The sequence below is a fragment of the Micromonospora sp. NPDC020750 genome (assembly GCF_044334565.1).
In the GTDB taxonomy this organism is placed as follows: domain Bacteria; phylum Actinomycetota; class Actinomycetes; order Mycobacteriales; family Micromonosporaceae; genus Micromonospora.
Window position 1 is genome coordinate 920399 of sequence record NZ_JBIRTH010000001.1, and the last position, 19691, is coordinate 940089.

At 74.8% G+C, this 19691-nt stretch carries 12 protein-coding genes; 8 read left to right on the plus strand and 4 right to left on the minus strand.

Going from position 1 to position 19691, the window contains the following annotated elements; genetic code table 11:
* Positions 1–198: 198 nt before the first annotated feature.
* The 6 genes from ligA to ACH4T9_RS04285 all read left to right on the plus strand — a co-directional run bounded on the left by ligA (position 199) and on the right by ACH4T9_RS04285 (position 11063).
* Positions 199–2436 carry an NAD-dependent DNA ligase LigA gene (gene ligA / locus ACH4T9_RS04260; protein ID WP_396669726.1) on the plus strand — a complete coding sequence of 746 codons (2238 nt, stop codon included), beginning with the start codon at positions 199–201 and terminating at the stop codon, positions 2434–2436.
* Between the two features lie 224 nt (positions 2437–2660).
* Positions 2661–5138: a putative bifunctional diguanylate cyclase/phosphodiesterase gene (locus tag ACH4T9_RS04265; RefSeq protein WP_396669727.1), complete on the plus strand. Its 2478-nt coding sequence runs from the start codon at positions 2661–2663 to the stop codon at positions 5136–5138.
* Positions 5139–5297: 159 nt separating this feature from the next.
* On the plus strand, positions 5298–5603 hold the full coding sequence (gatC, locus tag ACH4T9_RS04270) for an Asp-tRNA(Asn)/Glu-tRNA(Gln) amidotransferase subunit GatC (RefSeq protein WP_007075103.1): 306 nt from the start codon (positions 5298–5300) through the stop codon (positions 5601–5603).
* On the plus strand, positions 5600–7075 hold the full coding sequence (gene gatA, locus ACH4T9_RS04275) for an Asp-tRNA(Asn)/Glu-tRNA(Gln) amidotransferase subunit GatA (protein WP_387016687.1): 1476 nt from the start codon (positions 5600–5602) through the stop codon (positions 7073–7075). Before gatC ends, gatA begins: the two co-directional genes overlap by 4 nt.
* 13 nt (positions 7076–7088) lie before the next feature.
* The gene (gene gatB, locus ACH4T9_RS04280; protein WP_396669728.1) at positions 7089–8588 is read left to right on the plus strand and encodes an Asp-tRNA(Asn)/Glu-tRNA(Gln) amidotransferase subunit GatB; all 1500 of its coding nucleotides are present in this window, start codon (positions 7089–7091) and stop codon (positions 8586–8588) included.
* Positions 8589–8705: 117 nt separating this feature from the next.
* Entirely contained in the window at positions 8706–11063 is a 2358-nt protein-coding gene (locus tag ACH4T9_RS04285; RefSeq protein ID WP_396669729.1) for a transketolase-like TK C-terminal-containing protein, read from the plus strand.
* Positions 11064–11093: 30 nt separating this feature from the next.
* On the opposite strand, the gene ACH4T9_RS04290 is transcribed toward ACH4T9_RS04285, so the two are convergent.
* A complete protein-coding gene (locus tag ACH4T9_RS04290) occupies positions 11094–12671 on the minus strand; it encodes a metallophosphoesterase (RefSeq protein ID WP_396669730.1) in 1578 nt (525 codons plus the stop codon).
* A 100-nt stretch (positions 12672–12771) separates the two neighbouring features.
* Positions 12772–13941, minus strand: coding sequence for a PQQ-dependent sugar dehydrogenase (locus tag ACH4T9_RS04295; protein ID WP_396669731.1), 1170 nt, complete (start codon positions 13939–13941; stop codon positions 12772–12774).
* 170 nt (positions 13942–14111) lie between these two features.
* Between ACH4T9_RS04295 and ACH4T9_RS04300 the strand changes: the two genes are divergently transcribed.
* The gene (locus tag ACH4T9_RS04300) at positions 14112–15038 is read left to right on the plus strand and encodes a 2-hydroxyacid dehydrogenase (protein WP_396669732.1); all 927 of its coding nucleotides are present in this window, start codon (positions 14112–14114) and stop codon (positions 15036–15038) included.
* A 70-nt stretch (positions 15039–15108) separates the two neighbouring features.
* Here ACH4T9_RS04300 and ACH4T9_RS04305 read toward each other — a convergent pair whose 3' ends face one another.
* Positions 15109–15486: a PH domain-containing protein gene (locus ACH4T9_RS04305; protein WP_396669733.1), complete on the minus strand. Its 378-nt coding sequence runs from the start codon at positions 15484–15486 to the stop codon at positions 15109–15111.
* A gap of 261 nt (positions 15487–15747) precedes the next feature.
* On the opposite strand from ACH4T9_RS04305, the gene ACH4T9_RS04310 reads away from it, so the two are divergent.
* Positions 15748–18375 (plus strand): putative bifunctional diguanylate cyclase/phosphodiesterase, encoded by a 2628-nt coding sequence (locus ACH4T9_RS04310; protein ID WP_396669734.1) that lies wholly within the window; start codon positions 15748–15750, stop codon positions 18373–18375.
* Positions 18376–18414: 39 nt separating this feature from the next.
* On the opposite strand, the gene ACH4T9_RS04315 is transcribed toward ACH4T9_RS04310, so the two are convergent.
* Positions 18415–19434, minus strand: a complete 1020-nt coding sequence (locus ACH4T9_RS04315; RefSeq protein WP_396669735.1) for a LacI family DNA-binding transcriptional regulator — start codon at positions 19432–19434, stop codon at positions 18415–18417.
* Between the last annotated feature and the right edge of the window lie 257 nt (positions 19435–19691).

Consider the following 19691-nt stretch of genomic DNA (forward strand, 5'->3'; position numbering starts at 1 on the left):
GCCGACGTGCGGCGATCCTCGCACGCCGGCGGGGTGACGGCCCGCTGGGCGCGGTGGGCGGCCGGCGGATTGTCACACCCGACCGATACGGTGCGGGGGTAGCTTGATCACGGGAGGTCGCGCGACGTGTCCGGTGGCGGCAAGGTGTCGGGAAGCGGCGGGATGTCGGGGAGCGGCGGGGTATCGGGGAGCGGCGGGATGTCCGAGAGCGGCGGGGCGTCGGGGAGCGGCGTGGCGTCCGAGAGCGGCGGGGCGTCGGGGGACGATCCGGCGTCGACGGCGGGGCCGGCCGCGCCGGACGGCGCTGAGGGGGCAGTCCCGCAGCAGGTCACCCCGGCGCAGGAGGCGGCGGCGGGGGCCGAGCCGACCCCCGAGGCGCGGGAGCGGCACGCCACTCTCAGCCAGGAGTTGACCGATCACCAGTACCGCTACTACGTCCTGGACTCCCCGATCGTCACCGACGCCGAGTTCGACCGGCAGCTACGCGAGCTGGAGGCGCTGGAGGCCGAGTTCCCGGCCCTGCGCACCCCGGACTCCCCGACCCAGCGGGTCGGCGGCACCTTCTCCACCGACTTCACCCCGGTCGCCCACGCCGAGCGGATGCTCTCCCTGGACAACGCCTTCGCCGATGAGGAGTTGGCGGCCTGGGCCGAGCGGGTCGAGCGGGACGCCGGCGGCCCGGTGTCCTACCTGTGCGAGCTCAAGGTCGACGGGCTGGCGATCAACCTGACCTACGAGCAGGGTCGGCTGGTGCGCGCGGCCACCCGGGGCGACGGGCGCACCGGCGAGGACGTCACCGCCAACGTCCGCAGCATCCGGGACGTGCCGGCCCGGCTGGCCACGTCGGCCGAGTTCCCCGAGGTGCCCGAGTTCATCGAGGTGCGCGGCGAGATCTACTTCCCGATCGCCGGCTTCGCCGACCTCAACGCCAGCCTGGTGGAGCAGGGCAAGGCCCCGTTCGCCAACCCGCGCAACGCCGCCGCCGGCAGCCTGCGCCAGAAGGACCCGCGGATCACCGCGTCCCGGCCGCTGCGGCTGGTGGTGCACGGCGTCGGCGCCCGGCGGGGCTTCGCCCCGACCGCCCAGTCCGAGTCGTACGCGGCGCTGCGGGCGTGGGGGCTGCCGACCAGCGACCGCTGGCGGGTGGTGCCCGACCTGGCCGGCGTCGCGGAGTTCATCGCGTACTACGCCGAGCACCGGCACGACGTCGAGCACGAGATCGACGGCGTGGTGGTCAAGGTGGACCCGGTCTCCATCCAGGGCCGGCTCGGCTCCACCAGCCGGGCCCCGCGCTGGGCGATCGCCTTCAAGTACCCGCCGGAGGAGGTCAACACCAAGCTGCTCGACATCGACGTCAACGTCGGCCGCACCGGCCGGGTCACCCCGTTCGCCGTCCTGGCACCGGTCCTGGTGGCCGGCTCGACGGTGGCCCTGGCCACCCTGCACAACGCGCAGGAGGTGGAGCGCAAGGGTGTGCTGATCGGCGACACGGTGGTGATCCGTAAGGCGGGCGACGTGATCCCCGAGGTGCTCGGCCCGGTGGTCGACCTGCGTCCGGCCGACGCCCGGCCGTTCGTCATGCCGACCACCTGCCCGGCCTGCGGCACCCCGCTGCGGCCGGAGAAGGAGGCGGACGTCGACATCCGCTGCCCGAACAGCCGTGGCTGCCCCGCGCAGTTGCGCGAGCGGGTCTTCCACCTGGCCGGCCGGGGCGCGTTCGACATCGAGGTGCTCGGCTACAAGGGCGCGGCGGCGCTGCTGGACGCGCAGGTCATCGCCGACGAGGGTGACCTGTTCTCCCTCGACGCCGAGAAGCTGGCCCGGTCGCCGTTCTTCGTCAACAAGGACGGCAGCCTCGGCAGCAACGCCGTGAAGCTGCTCGACAACCTTGCCGTGGCCCGTGAGCGCGACCTGTGGCGGGTGCTGGTGGCGCTCTCGATCCGGCACGTGGGCCCGACGGCAGCACAGGCCCTCGCCCGGCACTTCCGCTCGATGGCGGCCATCGAGGCGGCCGGCGAGGAGGAGCTGTCCTCGGTCGACGGCGTCGGCCCGACGATCGCGGCCAGCATCAAGGAGTGGTTCGCCGTCGACTGGCACCACGAGGTGGTCCGCAAGTGGGCCGAGGCGGGCGTACGGATGGCCGAGGAGGCCGTCGACGAGGGGCCACGCCCGCTGGAGGGGCTCACCGTCGTGGTGACCGGCACCCTGGCCGGGTTCTCCCGGGACCAGGCCGCCGAGGCGATCCAGATCCGGGGCGGCAAAGTCACCGGCTCGGTCTCCAAGAAGACCGGCTTCGTCGTGGTCGGGGACAACCCCGGCTCCAAGGCCGACAAGGCGGTCAGCCTGAAGGTGCCGGTGTTGGACGAGGAGGGCTTCCGGGTCCTGCTCGACCAGGGCCCGGACGCGGCCCGTGAGGTGGCCCGCGTCGGCGAGTGACCCGGCCGCCGCCGCCGAGCGCCTAGGCCGTCACCGGCCCGGGTGACCCGGCCGGAGGGCCTGCGGGGCGGGTCGTGAATCTTGACCCCACCTGGTCGCGTATACCAACTTAATCACGACTACGACCGATTCGTGGCTGTCGTCTCGGAAAAAGCGGCACTCAGGGCGTTTCATGGGGGCACGACGGGCGCAGGGCCCGCCGTGGCCGCTGCCCGGGAGGTGCGATGGAGGCCGCAGATCCGCGAAACTTCGTCCCGCCGGGACGGGTTGCGCCCTTCTACGGCTTCGTCGCCGCCGTCGCGGTGCTGGCGCTGCTGGTCTCGGCCGGGCCGCTGACCGAGCTGCCGGGCCGACTCGCCGGGCTGCCGGTGGCGTTCTGGACGATGGCGGCCCTCGCCGTGGTCTGCGACGCGCGGCCGTTCGTGCCCCCGGGGCGCCGGCAGTCCTCGGCGGTATTCCCGTCCACCTGCTTCACCTTCGCCATCCTGCTCGGCTGGGGGCTCGGTCCGGCTGTGGCGGTGCAGACGGTCGCGGTGGTCGTCTCCGGTTGGCGGATGGGACACTCCGCCTGGCGGTCCGGCTTCAACGCAGCCCAGTACGCCTGCGCGCTGGCCGCCGCTGCGGCGGTCACGGGCCTGGGGCCGGGCGGGATCTTCGAGGGCGGGCACCTGGGCTGGAGCGACGTGCTGGCCGTCGGCGGGGCGGCGGCGGCCTGGTTCGTGGTCAACTACGGTCTGGTCAGCACCGCCATCCGGTGGCGTTTCGGTGGCCGCTGGTGGCCCGGGTTCCGGTCGGGCCTGGGGTACGAGCTGATCTCCACCGGTTCGTTGTTGCTGCTCGCCCCGGTGCTGGTGACCGCAGCCCGGGCCAGCGCCGCACTGATTCCGCTGGTGCTGGTGCCGCTGTTCGCGGTGTACCGAATGGCCCACCTCGCCGCCGAGCAGGAGCAGTTGGGCGCGCTCGACCCGCTCACCGGCCTGCCCAACCGCAAGGCGTTGCTCGCGGAGGTGGCCGAGCAGGTCCACCTGCACGCCGAGCGCGCCGCCCGGGGCGAGCCGGACGCCCACCTGGCGCTGCTGCTGATCGACCTGGACCGGTTCAAGAACGTCAACGACGCGCTCGGTCACGCCGTGGGCGACCGGCTGCTGGTCGAGGTGAGTGCCCGGCTGGCCGGCGCGGTGGGGGAGCGGGATCTGCTCGCCCGCCTCGGCGGGGACGAGTTCGCCATCGTCAGCACCGGCCTGACCGGCGTGGACGCCGCCCGGGAGACCGCCGAGCGGCTGGTGGGCGCTCTCGCCGAGCCGGTGGCGCTGGACGGGCTGCCGCTGGACGTCGGCGGCTCCATCGGCATCGCGCTCTACCCCGAGCACGGGGAGGACTTCGCCACCCTGATGCGCCACGCCGACGTGGCGATGTACGACGCCAAGCAGCGCAGCGACACCGTCGCCGTGTACGCCGCCGAGTCCGACCACAACTCCGCCGAGCGGCTGGGCCTGCTGGCCGACCTGCGGCGCGTACTCGAAGCGGGGCCGGCGGGGCGGGACGACGGTCGGGGGGCGGCCGGGGTGCGCGGCGGGGACGGCGCCGCCCTGCCCGCCGCCCTCGCCCCGGCGGTCGCCGGCCGTGGTGGCGCGGGGCGCTCGACCGGCGGGTCGGCCCGCTGGGGCGCCCGCCGGCGCCGGGAGCGCTCGGGGCCGGCCCACCCCGACGAGCTGATCCAGCGGATCGTCACCGCCGCCGACCCCATCCGCCGGCGGGCCGCCGACACCGACACCGGGCCGGAGCAGCCGGCCGACACCGGGCCGGAGCAGCCGGCCGAACCGGGCGGCGGGGCGACGGAGTCGGATCCCGGGACCGGCCCGGGGGCCGGGGCCGCGTACGCGGAGCCGACCGGCCGGCGGCCGGGGCCCGACGAGCCGGGCAACCCCGGCGAGATCACCATGTACTACCAGCCGCAGGTCGCCATCGCCACCGGCGAGGTGGTGGGCGTGGAGGCGCTGCTGCGCTGGCGGCATCCGCGCCGGGGAATGGTCGACCCGGAGGAGCTGATCCGGGTCGCCGAACAGAGCGCGGTGATGCGGCTGCTCACCCGCCGGGTGGTCGACGACGTGGTGGAACAGCTGGCGAAGTGGTCGGCGGCCGGCATCAGCCTGCGGGCGGCGCTCAACGTCAGCGTCCGGGACCTGCACACCGGCGAGATCGCCGACCAGATCGCCGACCGGCTGGCCCGCTTCGGCGTCCGGCCGGAGCGGCTGCAACTGGAGATCACCGAGGGCGCGCTGATGGCCGACCCGCGCCGGGTGCTGGCCACCATCTCCCGGCTGCACGCCATCGGGGTGGCCATCGCGCTGGACGACTTCGGCACCGGGTACTCGTCGATGCAGCACCTGCGCCGGTTGCCGCTGTCCGAGGTGAAGGTGGACCGGTCGTTCGTACTCGGGATGGCCGACGACGCGGACGACGCCGCGATCGTCCGGTCGATGATCGAGCTGGCCGGGGCGCTCGGGCTGCGGGTCGTCGCGGAGGGGGTGGAGGACGAGCGGACCTGGCGGCTGCTGCACGCCGCCGGCTGCGACGTGGCGCAGGGCTGGTTCTACGCCCGGCCGATGCCGGCCGAGGAGTTGGCCGCGTGGCTCGCCCGGTACCGCCCGCTGCGGCCGGCCGCGCGGGAGGCGGAGAGCCGGCCCCCGCGCGCCCGCTGACCCGACGGCGTCCTGGGCGCCGCGGGGCCGGAGGGGGAGTCGGGGACGCCGGGCCGGTGCTGGACAATAGACTCGCTCCGGTCACCGCACGTCATCGTCATCCCGACGCGCGGCGGGCCACCGCCAGAAACCAGCACGACAGCCACGAAGGGGGCACTGATGGCCGCCATCTCCCGCGAGGAGGTCGCGCACCTGGCGCGACTGTCGCGGCTCGCCGTCACGGAGGAGGAGCTGGACACCTTCGCCGGCCAGCTCGACACGATCCTCCAGGCGGTCGCCCAGGTCGGCGAGGTCGCCGCGGCGGACATCCCGCCGACCTCCCACTCCGTACCGCTGACGAACGTGCTGCGCGAGGACGTGGTGGTGCCGGGCCTGACCCCGGCGGAGGCCCTGTCGGGCGCGCCCGACGCGGAGGAACAGCGGTTCCGCGTCCCGCGGATCCTGGACGAGGATGTGGCGTCGTGACTGATTTGACCAAGCTGACCGCCGTCGAGATCGCCGGTCTCGTCGCCGGTGGGGAGACCTCGGCCGTCGAGGTGACCCGGGCCCACCTGGACCGGATCGCCGCCGTCGAGGGCCGGGTGCACGCCTTCCTGCACGTCGACACCGAGGGCGCGCTCGCCGCCGCCCGCGCGGTCGACGAGCGCCGGGCGGCCGGGGAGGAGTTGGGCCCGCTGGCCGGCGTCCCGGTGGCCGTGAAGGACGTGCTCACCACCAAGGGCGTGCCGACCACCGTCGGGTCGAAGATCCTCGAGGGCTGGCGCCCGCCGTACGACGCGACGATCGTGCAGCGGCTGCGGGCGGCCGGCACGGTGATGCTCGGCAAGACGAACATGGACGAGTTCGCCATGGGCTCCTCCACGGAGTACTCGGCGTACGGGCCGAGCCACAACCCGTGGGACCTCGACCGCATCCCGGGCGGCTCCGGTGGCGGCAGCGCCGCCGCCATCGCGGCGTACGAGGCGCCACTGGCGATCGGCTCGGACACCGGCGGCTCGATCCGCCAGCCGGGCGCGGTCACCGGCACCGTCGGGGCGAAGCCCACCTACGGCGGCACCTCCCGGTACGGCCTGGTGGCGTTCTCCTCCTCGCTGGACACCCCGGGCCCCTGCGCGCGTACGGTGCTGGACGCGGCGCTGCTGCACTCGGTGATCGGCGGCCACGACCCGCGCGACTCCACCTCCATCCCGCAGCCGGTGCCCGACGTGGTGGCCGCCGCGCGGCTCGGCGCGACCGGCGACCTGACCGGCGTGAAGCTGGGCGTGGTCACGGAGTTCACCGGCGAGGGCGCCGAGCCGGGCGTGATGGCGGCGTTCCGCGAGTCGGTCGACGCGCTGGCCAAGCTGGGCGCCGAGATCGTGGAGGTGTCCTGCCCCCACTTCAAGTACGCGCTGCCGGCGTACTACCTGATCGCCCCCAGCGAGTGCTCCTCCAACCTGGCCCGGTTCGACGGCGTCCGGTTCGGCCTGCGGGTCGGCGACGACGGCAACCGGTCGCTGGAGGAGGTCATGTCGCTGACCCGGGAGGCCGGCTTCGGGCCCGAGGTCAAGCGCCGGATCATGCTCGGCACGTACGCCCTCTCCTCGGGCTACTACGACGCCTACTACGGGCAGGCGCAGAAGGTCCGCACCCTGATCACCCGGGACTTCACCGCCGCGTTCGAGCAGGTCGACGCGCTGATCTCGCCGACCACGCCGTTCGTGGCGTTCCCGATCGGCGCGCGCACCGCCGACCCGTACCAGATGTACCTGGCGGACCTGTTCACCATTCCGACGAACCTGTACGGCGGGCCGGGCATCTCGGTGCCGTGCGGCCTCTCCGAGGGGCTGCCGGTCGGTCTTCAGGTGATGGCACCGACGATGGCCGACGACCGGATGTACCGGGTCGCCGCCGCGCTGGAGTCCGCGGTCGGCACGTTCACCCCACCGGCATTGTGAGGCAGGAGCACCGATGACGACCACCTTGCCCGCGTACGACGACGTCGTTGCGCGCTACGAACCGGTGATCGGCCTGGAGACCCACGTCGAGCTGGGCACGAACACCAAGATGTTCTGCGGCTGCCCCACCGACTTCGGCGGCGAGCCGAACACCCGGGTCTGCCCGGTCTGCCTCGGTCTGCCCGGCTCGCTGCCGGTGGCGAACAAGGCGGCCATCGAGGCGACGATCCGGATCGGCCTGGCGCTGAACTGCTCGATCGCGCAGTGGTGCCGGTTCGCGCGGAAGAACTACTTCTACCCGGACATGCCGAAGGACTTCCAGATCAGCCAGTACGACGAGCCGCTCTGCGTCGACGGGTACCTGGACGTGGAGGTCAACGGCGAGCTGGTCCGGATCGGCATCGAGCGGGTGCACCTGGAGGAGGACACCGGCAAGTCGCTGCACGTCGGCGGCGCCACCGGCCGCATCCACGGCGCGACCGAGTCGCTGGTCGACTACAACCGGGCCGGCATCCCGCTGGTGGAGATCGTCACCAAGCCGGTCCCGGGGATCGGGGCGCTCGCCCCCGAGGTGGCCCGCGCGTACGTCGCCGAGCTGCGCGACGTGATCCGCTCCCTGGGGGTCTCCGACGTGCGGATGGAGGAGGGCTCGCTGCGCTGCGACGTGAACACCTCCCTCAACCTCCCGGGCGCGGAGTGGGGCACCCGCACCGAGACGAAGAACGTCAACTCGCTGCGTTCGGTGGAGCGGGCGGTCCGCTCGGAGATGCTGCGCCAGGCGTCGGTGCTCGACGCGGGCGGCCGGATCATCCAGGAGACTCGGCACTTCCAGGAGGACACCGGGGGCACCCGGCCGGGCCGGTCCAAGGAGACCGCCACCGACTACCGGTACTTCCCGGAGCCGGACCTGGTGCCGCTCGCCCCGGACACCGCGTGGGTGGCCGAGCTGAAGGCCGCCCTGCCGGAGCTGCCCCGGCTGCACCGCCGCCGGCTCCAGGAGCAGTGGGGCCTGTCCGACGCCGACATGCAGTCGGTGCTCAACGCCGGCGCGGTCGAGCTGATCGAGGCCACCATCGCCGCCGGGGCCACCCCCGCCGCCGCCCGCAAGTGGTGGTTGGGCGAGCTGTCCCGCCGGGCCAACGAGGCCGGCGTGGAGCTGGCCGACATCGGGGCCACCCCGACCCAGGTCGCCGAGCTCCAGTGCCTGGTCGACGCCGGTAAGCTCAACGACAAGCTGGCCCGGACCGTCCTGGAGGGCGTGGTGGCCGGTGAGGGCTCGCCCACCCAGATCATGGCCAACCGGGGCCTGGAGGTCGTCTCCGACACCGGCGCGCTCACCGCCGCCGTGGACGAGGCGATCGCCGCGAACCCGGGCATCGCCGAGAAGATCCGCAGCGGCAAGGTCGCGGCGGCCGGCGCGCTGGTCGGCGCGGTCATGAAGACCACCCGGGGCCAGGCTGACGCCAAGACCGTCCGCGAGCTGATCCTGGAGCGCCTCGGCGCCCAGGGCTGAGGCCCGACCCGGGAAGGCCGCCGCCGGGACCCGGCGGCGGCCTTCCCGCCTCTTTCGAGTACGCGGCCCCCGCACCCCCTCGGAGGGCGTCAACGGCGACGCCCGGATGGAGCCACCGTGAACCAGCACGACCTCGATGTCCTCGACGAGATCCAGCGGCGGGTGCTCTGGCTCGCCACCCGGATCGTCGACGCCGCCAACCACGACCGGGACACCGGCGACGGGGTGAAGGTCGGCGGCCACCAGGCGTCCAGCGCCTCCCTGGTCACCGCGATGACCGCGCTGTGGTTCGCCCACCTCGACGCCGAGGACCGGGTCGCGGTCAAGCCGCACGCCTCTCCGGTCTTCCACGCCGTCCAGTACCTGCTGGGCAACCTGGACCGGTCGTACCTGCCGAGGCTGCGGGCCCGGGGCGGCCTCCAGTCGTACCCGTCGCGCACCAAGGACCCGGACGGCGTCGACTTCTCCACCGGATCGGTCGGCCTCGGCGCCGCCGCGCCGCTGTTCGCCGCCGTCACCCGCCGGTACGTCGACGCCCACTTCGGCGAGCGCCCGCACTCCCGGTTCGTCGCGCTGATCGGCGACGCCGAGCTGGACGAGGGCAACATCTGGGAGGCCGTCGCCGACCCCGCCACCACCGGGCTGGGCAACGTGATGTGGCTGGTCGACTTCAACCGCCAGTCGTTGGACCGGGTCGTCCCCGGGGTGCGGATCAAGCAGTGGCGCGGCCAGTTCGAGGCCGCCGGCTGGCACGTCGTCGAGGTCAAGTACGGCCGCCGGCTCGCCCAGGCGTACGCCCGGCCGGGCGGGGAGGCGCTGCGCGACTGGATCGACGCGATGCCCAACGAGCAGTACCAGTCGCTGTTCGGGCTGGCCGGCCCGGCGTTGCGCGCGCAGTTCCTCGACGGGGCGCCCGCCGGGATCGCCGAGCTCATCGCCGACATCGCCGACGACGAGCTGGGCCCGCTGGTCACCGACCTGGGCGGGCACGACCTCGCGGCGATGCTCGACGCGTACGCCCAGTGCGACGCGGTCACCGACCGGCCCAGCGTGGTCTTCGCGTACACGGTGAAGGGGTGGGGGCTGCCGATCGCCGGCAACCCGCGTAACCACTCCGCGCTGCTGTCCACCGAGCAGGTCGACGTCCTGCGCGCCGCGCAGGGCCTGACCGTCGAGACCGAGTGGGACCGCCTCGACCCGGCGACCCCGGCCGGCATCCGGGCCGGCGAGCGCCGCGAGGCGCTGTCCCGCGCGCCCCGCGAGCGGGCCCTGCCGGTCACCGTCCCGGAGACCACCCGGGTACGCGCCAACAAGCCCGTCTCCACCCAGGAGGTCTTCGGCCGGGTGCTGGTGGAGCTGGCCCGGGACGAGCACATCGCCCCGTACCTGGTCACCACCGCCCCGGACGTGGCCACCTCCACCAACCTGGCCGGGTTCATCAACAAGACCGGGGTGTTCGCCCCGACCGCGCAGCGGTCCTGGACGGAGGACCGGATGCTGCGCTGGACGGAGAGCCCGTCGGGCCAGCACATCGAGCTGGGCATCTCGGAGATGAACCTGTTCCTGCTGCTCGGCCAGCTCGGCCTGTCCTGGGACCTGTCCGGGCAGCCGCTGCTGCCGGTCGGCACGGTCTACGACCCGTTCGTGCTGCGCGGGCTGGACGCGTTCCTGTACGGCACGTACTCCGGCTCCCGGTTCGTGGTCGCCGGCACCCCGTCGGGCATCACCCTCGCCCCTGAGGGCGGCGCCCACCAGTCGACGATCACCGCCTCGGTGGGGCTGGAGTTGCCCGGGGTCACCTTCGTCGAGCCGGCGTACGCGGCCACCCTCGACTGGCTGCTCTGCGACGCGCTCGGGCAGATCGCCGCCGGTGGCGTGCCGGCCACCACCGCCGCGCCGGCCGAGGACGGGGCGTACTACTTCCGGCTCAGCACCCGCCCGATCGACCAGGCCCCCTTCGAGGCGGCCCGGGCCCGGATCGGCGACGCGGTGCTGCGCCGGCAGGCGGTCGCCGGGGCGTACCGGCTGGTGGACGCGCACGAGGCGTACCCGCACCTGGCCGACGCCCCGGTGGTGCAGCTCGCCGCGTCCGGCGCGGTGCTGCCCGAGGTGCTGGCCGCCGCCGCCGAGCTGGCCGAGGAGGGCGTGGCCGCGCACGTGGTCGACGTGACCAGCCTGGACCGGCTCTACCGGGCCTGGCAGCGCACCCTGCGCCAGGGCGTGCGGACGGCCACCGTGCCGAGCGTGCCCGGGGCGCTGCGGTCGGCGTTCGTCGACCGGGTGCCGGTGGTGACCGTGCACGACGCCGCCTCGCACGCGATGGCCTGGCTCGGCTCGGCCCTCGGCGCGCACGCCGTGCCGCTGGGCGTGGACGAGTTCGGCCAGTCCGGCAGCGTCCGCGAGCTGTACGAGCTGCACGACCTGCTGCCGGGCAGCATCGTCAACGCCGCCCTGGCCGCCCTGGCCCTGCGCTGACCCGTTCCCGCCGTCCCCGGCCCGCCGCGCTCAGCGGGTCGGGGTGGGGGTGACGGGGACCTCGGCGCCGGCCTTCGGGTCCCGCACCACGTGCCGTTCCAGGCTGACCTGCGACTGGCCGGTCCCGCCGACGGTGATGTCGTCGTACGCCTGGAGCAGCTTGTCCTTGTCGAGGTAGAGCACCGTCATCGACAGCGGGGTGGGCTCCTCGCCCTCCAGGCCGCGCAGCCCGGCCCCGCCCGTGGACCCCTCCACCATGAGCTGGGTGGGCATCTGGCCCGGCACCTGCGGCAGCTTGGAGACCTGCCGGGCGTGGGTGTGGCCGGCGAGGACCAGCGGGCAGGTGCCCGACAGCGGCCCGGCGGACGCCGGGTCGTGCACCAGGGCGATGTTCACCGGCTTGGGCGAGTTGCGGACGGTGGTGGCGAGCTGGTCGCCGGCCCCGATCACCTGGTCGGCGACCTGCTTGGTCAGGCCGCTGCCGGCGGGCGAGGTCTCCTTGTCCGGGGTGAACCGGGGGTCGCCGATGCCGGCGATGGTCAGCCCGGCGACGGTGGTGGTCGAGTTGTTCAGCACGATCGCGTTCGGCTGCTGCGCCACCGCCGCCGCTGTCTTCCCCGAGTCGTGGTTGCCCCGGATGTACACGTACGGCTTCTTGAGTAGCCCGATCGACCCGACGTAGGACGCCTCCGGCTCGCTGCCCCAGTCGGTGAGGTCGCCGGTGTCGATCACCACGTCGATGCCGAACTGCTCGACCACGGTGCGGATGAGCTGCCAGCCGGTCGGGTTGAGGTGCATGTCGGAGACGTGCAGGATCCGGGTGGTGCCGGGCGCCGGCTCGTACACCGGCAGCGCCGACACGGTGGTGTAGAGCTGGCTGACGTTGCCGACGAGGCGTTGGAGCTGCTCGGCGTACTTGGTGTAGTCGTTGGCGATCTTCCGGGCGTCACCGACGATCGCTGGGGCGTTGACCAGCAACCCTTCGTACCGGGGCTCCTCGATGGCCTGCGGGCGGAGGGTGGACGCGGCCAGGCCGAGGCTGCCGGCGGTGACCGCCAGGGCGAGCCCTCCGGCCCAGGCGGTGCGCCGGGTGTCCCGGAAGACCAGGGCGGCCAGCAACAGGGTGACCAGCAGCGTCGCGCCGGCGGTACGCAGGCCGAGGCGCATCACCCCGGTGCGGACGTCGGTGACGGCGGACTGGCTGGCCCGGCTGATGCTCGCCGGGTCGTCGATCAGCGCTACGGTGCGTCGCTGGTCCAGTGCCCCCAGCCCCACGGTCAGATGGGTCGGCCCGTCGTGGCTGTTCAGTTGCAGGGCACCCAGCGGCGGGATGTCGACGGTGGTGCTGCCGGTGAGCGCGGGCGCGAGGGTCAACTCGGCCCGGAACGGACCGATGTCGGTCTGCACCCGTCCGCCGGCGAAGGTGCCGATCACCACCCCGGCCAGGGCGATCGCCACGACGGCGAGCGCCACGCCCACCCGGCGGGCCAGGGCCCGGCCGGACGAGACGTCCCCGCGTCGGCGCGGGAGGGCCCAGCGCCGGCCACGACCGGTCGCCGGGGTGTCGGCGTCCCCGGTGTTTCGCTGTTCGTTCTCCTGGCCGTCCATGCTGAGATTCTGACCTGCCCAGTGAAGGATCTTGGCAAACCGGGGATTCCGCCGCGCCGCGCCGCGCGGGCCGGGGTGCTACGGCCGCTGCGCTTCGCGGCTAGCCACGCCCCGCGCCGCCGTCGGGGAAGACCAGCCGCAGGATGCGGTCGTCCTCGGGGGCCGGCTGGCCCCGCCCGTCGTGGTTGGAGGTGGTGACCCAGATCGACCCGTCGGGCGCGGCGACCGTCGCCCGCAGCCGACCGTATTTTCGGGTGAGCAGCTCCCGGGGCTGGCCGAGCATGGTGCCGGTGTCGGTCAGCTCGGCCAGCCAGATCCGCTCCCCGCGCAGGCAGGAGGTGACCAGCAGCCGGTCGGTCGCCGCCAGGCCCGAGCAGGACGCGTCGGAGGTCTTCCACTGCACCAGGGGGTCGGTGTACCGCTTGTCGCCGGCCTTCCCCTCGACCAGGGGCCAGCCGTAGTTGCCGCCCTTGGTGATCTGGTTGATCTCGTCCCAGGTGTTCTGGCCGAACTCGACCGCGTACATCCGCTTGCCGGCGTCCCAGGCGAGGCCCTGCACGTTGCGGTGCCCCAGCGACCAGACCGGGGACCCCGGGTACGGGTTGCCCGGGGCCGGCTTGCCGTCCGGGGTGATCCGCAGGATCTTGCCGCCGAGGCTCTTCTGGTTTTGCGCGGACTCCCGGTTGCCGGCGTCGCCGGTGCTGGCGTAAAGGTAGCCGTCCGGGCCGAAGGCGAGCCCGCCGCCGTTGTGGGTCCCGGACCGGGGGATACCGGTCAGGACCGGCGTCGGCCGGCCGCCCAGTTCCAGCTTGACGATCCGGTTGTCCTGCTCGGCGGTGTGGTAGACGAAGACCGTCCGGTCCGTCGCGTAGCGGGGGGACACGGCGATGCCGAGCAGGCCGCCCTCCCCGCCGGCCGCGACGTCGGGCACGGTCTGCACGGCGGTGACGGTCAGCCCGTCCCGCCCGGACCCGGGCCCGACCTTGAGGATCCGGCCGCTGTCCCGCTCGGTCACCAGCGCGCCGCCGTCGGGCAGGAACGCGATCCCCCACGGCACCCGCAGGCCCTTGGCCAGCACGGTGGCGACCATCTGCTGGCCGCCGCCGGGGGCGGAGGCGGAGGGGGTCGGCAGGTTCGGCGGCTCGCCGGCCGGGTCGGGGTCCGGCTCGCCGAAGCTGCATCCGGCGGTGGCCAGCAGCAGCGCCGCGCACGACGCCGCAGCCACCGCGCGCACAGAGGTCTTCCGGGCGTACGGGCGACGGGGGCTCACCCGGCCCAGCCTAGCCGCCCGGACGGGTCCTGCGCGGTGGCCGCGCGGTAGCCCTGCCCGGATCTGTCGCCGGTGCGGGCGGCCGGTCACCGCCGCGTGGGCCCCGCGCCGGGTGGTTCGGCCCGCACCAACGGGGGACCGGCGCCGCCGGGCGACTATCGTCGTCGGGCGTGAAGGTATGGATTCCGCACCCGGCCGGTCGCGGCCTGCTCGGCGACGTGCCGCCCGGGGTGACCGTCGAGGTGGTCGAGTCGCCGTCCCGCCTCCCGTCCGACGTTGCCGACGTGCGGTTCTGGGTGCCCCCGTTCCTGTCCGGCGGGGACGCCACCGCCCTGCTCGGCGAGCTGCCCGACCTGCGGGTGGTGCAGCTCCTCTCCGCCGGGGCCGACGCCTGGGTCGGCCGGGTCCCGGCCAGGGTGACGCTCTGCGACGCGCGCGGGGTGCACGACTCCGGCACCGCCGAGTGGGTGGCCACCGCGGTCCTATCCCAGCTGCGCGGCTTCCCCGCCTTCGCCGTCGCCCAGTCCCGCCGCGAGTGGGCGTACGACCGGGTCTGCCCGACCGACGAGCTGGCCGGCAAGCGGGTGCTGATCGTCGGCGCGGGCTCGATCGGGGCGGCGGTGCGCGCCCGGCTCGCACCGTTCGAGGTGACCTTCACCCTGGTCGCCCGGACGGCCCGCCCCGCCGAGGGGGTGCACGGGGTCGACGAGCTGCCGGCGCTGCTGCCCGAGGCCGACGTGGTGGTGCTGCTGGTGCCGCTCACCGAGGCGACCAGGGGCATGGTCGACGAGGAGTTCCTCGCCGCGATGCCCGACGGCGCGCTGCTGGTCAACGCCGCACGCGGCCCGGTGGCCCGGACGGACGCGCTGGTCGCCGAGCTGGCTTCCGGCCGGCTACGGGCCGCGCTGGACGTCACCGACCCCGAGCCGCTGCCCGCCGACCACCCGCTGTGGGGGCTGCCCAACGTGCTGCTCACCCCGCACGTCGCCGGCTCGGTGCGCGGGCTGTTGCCCCGGGCGTACCGGCTGGTGGGGGAGCAGGTGCGGCGGTTCGCCGCCGGCCAGGCGCTGATCAACACGGTCTCGGACGGCTACTGACCCGTCCGCCGGCCGACCCGCCGATGTGGTCCGGCCCGCCGGTCGGCCGGGCCGGGCCCGGTCAGGTGGGTCAGAGTGTGCGGCCGGGCAGAGGCTGGCCGGTGACGGCGACGAGCCGGGGCAGTTCGGTGCCGTGTACCGCGGGCAGGACCAGCCACTCGCCGTCGTCGAGCCGGGCGACGGCCCGGCCCCGGGCGTCGGCGGTCAGCTCGACGATCCGTTCCCAGCCGATCCGGCGCTGCCCGGTCAGCGCCCGCAGGCGCAGCTCCCGGGCGTCCGCCTCGGTGCCTGAGCGCCAGGCCCAGACGGCGACGGCGAGGGGGACGAGCAGCACCGGCAGGAAGTACCACCCGGCGGCGGCCAGCGGCAGCGCCCCGATGAAGGCGATCACCGCCGCGACCAGGATCGCCTGGTTGGGGCGGAAGCGGACGGTCTCGGCGCGACTCACCCCCAGATGATCCCACCTGGGCGGGGCCGGCCCCCGGGCGGGCGGGGGCGCGGGTGACCGGTGCCATGCAAGTGACTTGAATCACTCATCTTCATGGCCTGATAGCCGTTTCCTGCGGTGACGGTGGATCGTTTCATCATGTTGGGCCGGCGAACCAGCCGCGCCCACGTCGTCCCGGGCCGCCACGCCGGGCGACGCCGCCGACCGCAACCCCGCACCGTCGTACCGCACCGCCCGTGCCCCCTCACGAAGGCGATCGCCGTGCCCGTCGCGTATCCCTCCGGCACCTCCCGCAGCCTCCCGCGTCCCGCCGACCTCCTGGTGCTGGCGACGGCGGCGCTGCTCGCCCTCGCCGGCCTGGCCGGCGTGATCCCGCCGCTGGCCGCGGTGGCGCTCGCCGGTGCCGCCGGTAGCGTCCTGGCCGGCGTCCGGCTGTCCCTGCTGGCCGTGCCCGTCCGGTACGCCGGGCCGCCCGGCGGCGGCCCCGACCGGGCCGGCCGCCGCGCCATCCGCTGCCGCTCGGCCGCTGGGCTGCTCGACGCGGCGGTGGCCACGGTCGGGCTGACCGTCGCGGTGCTTCCCCTGGTCGGCACCGGCCTGCGGGTCGCCGTCGGCGCGACCGGTCTCGGGATCGCGGCCCTGCTGCACACCGGCGGGCTGCTCCTGCTGCCCGGCCGTAGCCGGCTGCCGAACCGGGCCCGGGTCCGCCGCGTGGTCGACATCGTCAGCCTGGGCCTGAGTCTGATCTTCGCCGCCTGGGTGCTGCTGCCGCCGGGGGAGACCCCGCCGGCAGCCCGGGTCGCGGTGGTGGCCGGCGGGTTCGGCCTCGCGTCGATCGGCGTCGCGGCGCTGGCCGACTGGCGACGCCGGCCGGGCGCGGCGATCTGCCTGCTCGGCGCCGGGGCGGCCCAGTTCGGCCTGCTCGCGCTGATCGTGCTGCTCGCCTACGACGCCATGGACCGGGCCCTGCTGGCCACCGTCGGGCCGCTGGTGGTCGGGGCGCTGCTCACCGCCGACGGGGTCCGCCGGGTGGCCGCCGGTGACCCGCGCCGCCCGGGTGGCCCGACGCCCGTCTGGCCCCGGGTCAGCGCGCCGGCCGCGATCGCCGCCCTGGCCGCCGTCGGGCACCTCTACGCGCACGGCGACTTCACGCCGGGGGCGATCCTGCTCGGGCTGGCGGTGACCCCGCCGCTGGTGGTCCGGGAGCTGATGACCGCCACCGACAACCGCCGGTACGCCACCCGCCTCGCCGCCCAGGAGGCGCACTTCCGGGCCCTGGTCTCGGGCGGCGACGACCTGATCCTGCTGCTGGACGACGCGCTGCGGGTGCGCTGGCAGTCCCCGGCCGCGACCCGGCTGTTCGGGCTCACCGATGCCGACGTGCTCGGCCGGCCCTTCGCCGACCTGCTGCACCCCGCCGACGTCCCGCGCGCCGCGCTGCTGCTCGACGGGGTGCGCGCCGGCGTCCGGCCGACGCTGCTGGCTGCCCGGCTGCGCGACGGGCACGGGGCGTGGCGGGAGACCGAGTCCACGATCAGCGACCAGCGCGGGGTGCCCGAGGTGCACGCGCTGGTGCTGCACATGCGTGACGTCGGCGAGCGTCGCCGGCTGGAGCGCGTGGTGCGCCAGCTCGCCGCGACCGACCAGCTCACCGGGCTGGCCAACCGGCGCGAGCTGCTGCGCGAGCTGGCCGCCCGGCGGGACGGGGCGGGGGCGCTGCTGGTGGTGGACCTGCACGGCCTGGGCGCGGTGAACGACGGTCGCGGCCACGCGGTCGGCGACGTGGTCGTGGTGGAGGTGGCCCGCCGGCTGCGCGCGGCGGTCGGCCCGGACGACCTGGTGGCCCGGCTGGTCGGCGACGAGTTCGGCGTGGTCACCACCGCCGGCCCGGTGCTGGCGTACGCACTGGGCACCCGGCTGCTGGAGGCGCTCGGCGAGCCGTACCGGGTGGCGGGTGCCGAGGTCCGGTTGCAGGCCAGCATCGGCCTGGCCGAGATCCCCGGCGCAACCGCCGACGACGTGCTGCGCCAGGCGGACCTGGCCCGCCGGCGGGCCGCCCAGCTCGGCCGGGACCGGATCGAGTGGTACGACGCGTACCTGGAGGAGCAGCTCGTCCGCCGGCTCGATCTGGAGCGGGAGCTGCCCGGCGCGGTGGCCCGGGGCGAGCTGGACCTGGTCTACCAGCCGGTGCTCGGGCTGGCCGACCGGCTGCCGGTGGGCACCGAGGCGCTGCTGCGCTGGCGCAGCCCGGTGCTGGGCACCGTGCTCCCGGCCGAGCTGCTGCCGGTCGCCGAGGACCTGGACCTCGTCGGCGAGGTGGGCCGCTGGGTGCTGGACCGGGCCTGCCGTCAACTGGCCGACTGGTCGGCGGGGGGTTGGCAGCTCTGGATGTCGGTGAACGTCACCCCTCGGGAGTTGGCCGCGCCGGACTTCCTCCAGCGCACCGCGGCGGTGCTGGCCACCCACGGGCTGCCGCCGGAGCGGCTGGTGGTCGAGGTGGCCGAGCCGCGTGTCGGTGCGGAGCCGTCGACGATGGTGGCCCGGCTCGCCGGGCTGCGTTCGCTCGGAGTGCGCACCGCGCTGGACGACTTCCGGGCCGCGCACGCCTCGCTGGCCCAGCTCCGCCGGCTCCCCATCGACCTGCTCAAGCTGGCCCCGCACGGGGTCGACGGGGCCGACGGCGGGCACCACCAGCTGGTCGACGTGGTGGTCAGCCTCGGCGACCGGCTCGGCCTGGAGATCATCGCCGCGCAGTTGGAGACGCCGGCCCAGGCGGACGCCGCCGGCCGGGCCGGCTGCCGCTACGGGCAGGGCTTCGCGCTGGCCCGCCCGGCGACGGCCGAGCGGGTGGAGGCGTACTTCGAGGAGTTCCCGTCCGCGTCCCGGTGAGGGCGTCCGGGCCGGTGGGGCGCGCGGTGCTGAACCGGTTCACCTGACCCGGGGCGGCGCGGTGCTGCCCCGGGGCGTGAGGTGGGCGGTCTCGTCCTGGAGCTCGCCGGTCGGCTCGCCGGCGATCACCCGGAGCAGCTGCCGGGCGGCGTGCGCGCCGTACGCGGGGATGTCCCGGCCGAGGGCGGTCAGCGGCGGGTGCACGAGCTGGCACAGCGGGGAGTCGTCCCAGGCGACGATCGACAGGTCGCCGGGGACCTGAAGGCCCATCTCCTGGGCCACGGACAGCCCCGCTATCGCCATCACGTCGTTGTCGTAGATGACGGCGGTGGGGCGGTTCGGCGAGCTGAGCAGCCGCCGAGTGGCCCGGGCCCCCTCCTCGCCGGTGTAGTCCGACCAGACGGTGACCGACTCGTCGAGACCGAGCCGCCCGCACACCTCGGTGAACGCGTCGCTGCGGATCTCGGTGTGCAGCAGTGCGGGCAGGCCGCCGACCCGGGCGATCCGTCGGTGGCCCAGGGCTACCAGGTACTCCACCGTCTCGGCCAGCGCCGCGGCCTCGTCGGACCAGACGCTGGCCAGCGAGCCGGTGTGCCCGGGGCCGCCGATCACCACGGCCGGCAGTTGCAGCTCCTCCAGCGCCGGCACCCGCCGGTCGTCGGTGTGCAGGTCACAGACGAAGACCCCGTCCACCCGGCGCTCGGCCCACCAGCGCCGGTAGACCGCGATCTCCGCATCCTGGTCGGCGACCACCTGGAGGGTCAGCGCGTACGACCGGGCCGACAGTTCGGCCTCGACGCCGCTGATCAGCTCCATGAAGAACGGCTCGATGCCGAGGATCCGGGCCGGGCGGCACAGGGCCAGGCCGACCGCCTTGGCGGTGGCGCCGGAGAGCGCCCGCGCGGCGCTGCTCGGGCTGAACCCGATCTCGGCGGCGATGGCCAGGATGCGCTGCCGGGTCGCCTCGGAGACGCCGGGCTGTCCGTTCATCGCGTACGAGACCGCGCCCTTGGACACCCCGGCCCGCCGCGCGACGTCGGCGATGGTCGGCCGCTTCACCGGCGTGTCTCCTCCACTTGCTGGGCCCGCCCCGGGCGGGTGTCACGGCGCCGGGGTGAACCGGCGGCCCTCACGCTACTGCAACCGGCCCCGCGGGCGACCGGGCCGGAGCCGCCCCGCCCCGCGACCGAACGGATTACTTGCCCGGTTAAGGATACGGGTCGTCGGCCGGGCGCGGGTGACGCTGTCGCCGATCGGGATGCTGCGGAGGGGTCGACCACGCATGGTCGCGCTCCCATGGGGTCGAAAGTTACGGA

Coding starts and splice junctions, on each gene's coding strand:
- ACH4T9_RS04290 (WP_396669730.1), bottom strand. CDS start 12,671: ATGGACGGCCAGGAGAACGAACAGCGAAACACCGGGGACGCCGACACC.
- ligA (WP_396669726.1), top strand. CDS start 199: ATGTCCGAGAGCGGCGGGGCGTCGGGGAGCGGCGTGGCGTCCGAGAGC.
- gatB (WP_396669728.1), top strand. CDS start 7,089: ATGACGACCACCTTGCCCGCGTACGACGACGTCGTTGCGCGCTACGAA.
- gatC (WP_007075103.1), top strand. CDS start 5,298: ATGGCCGCCATCTCCCGCGAGGAGGTCGCGCACCTGGCGCGACTGTCG.
- ACH4T9_RS04265 (WP_396669727.1), top strand. CDS start 2,661: ATGGAGGCCGCAGATCCGCGAAACTTCGTCCCGCCGGGACGGGTTGCG.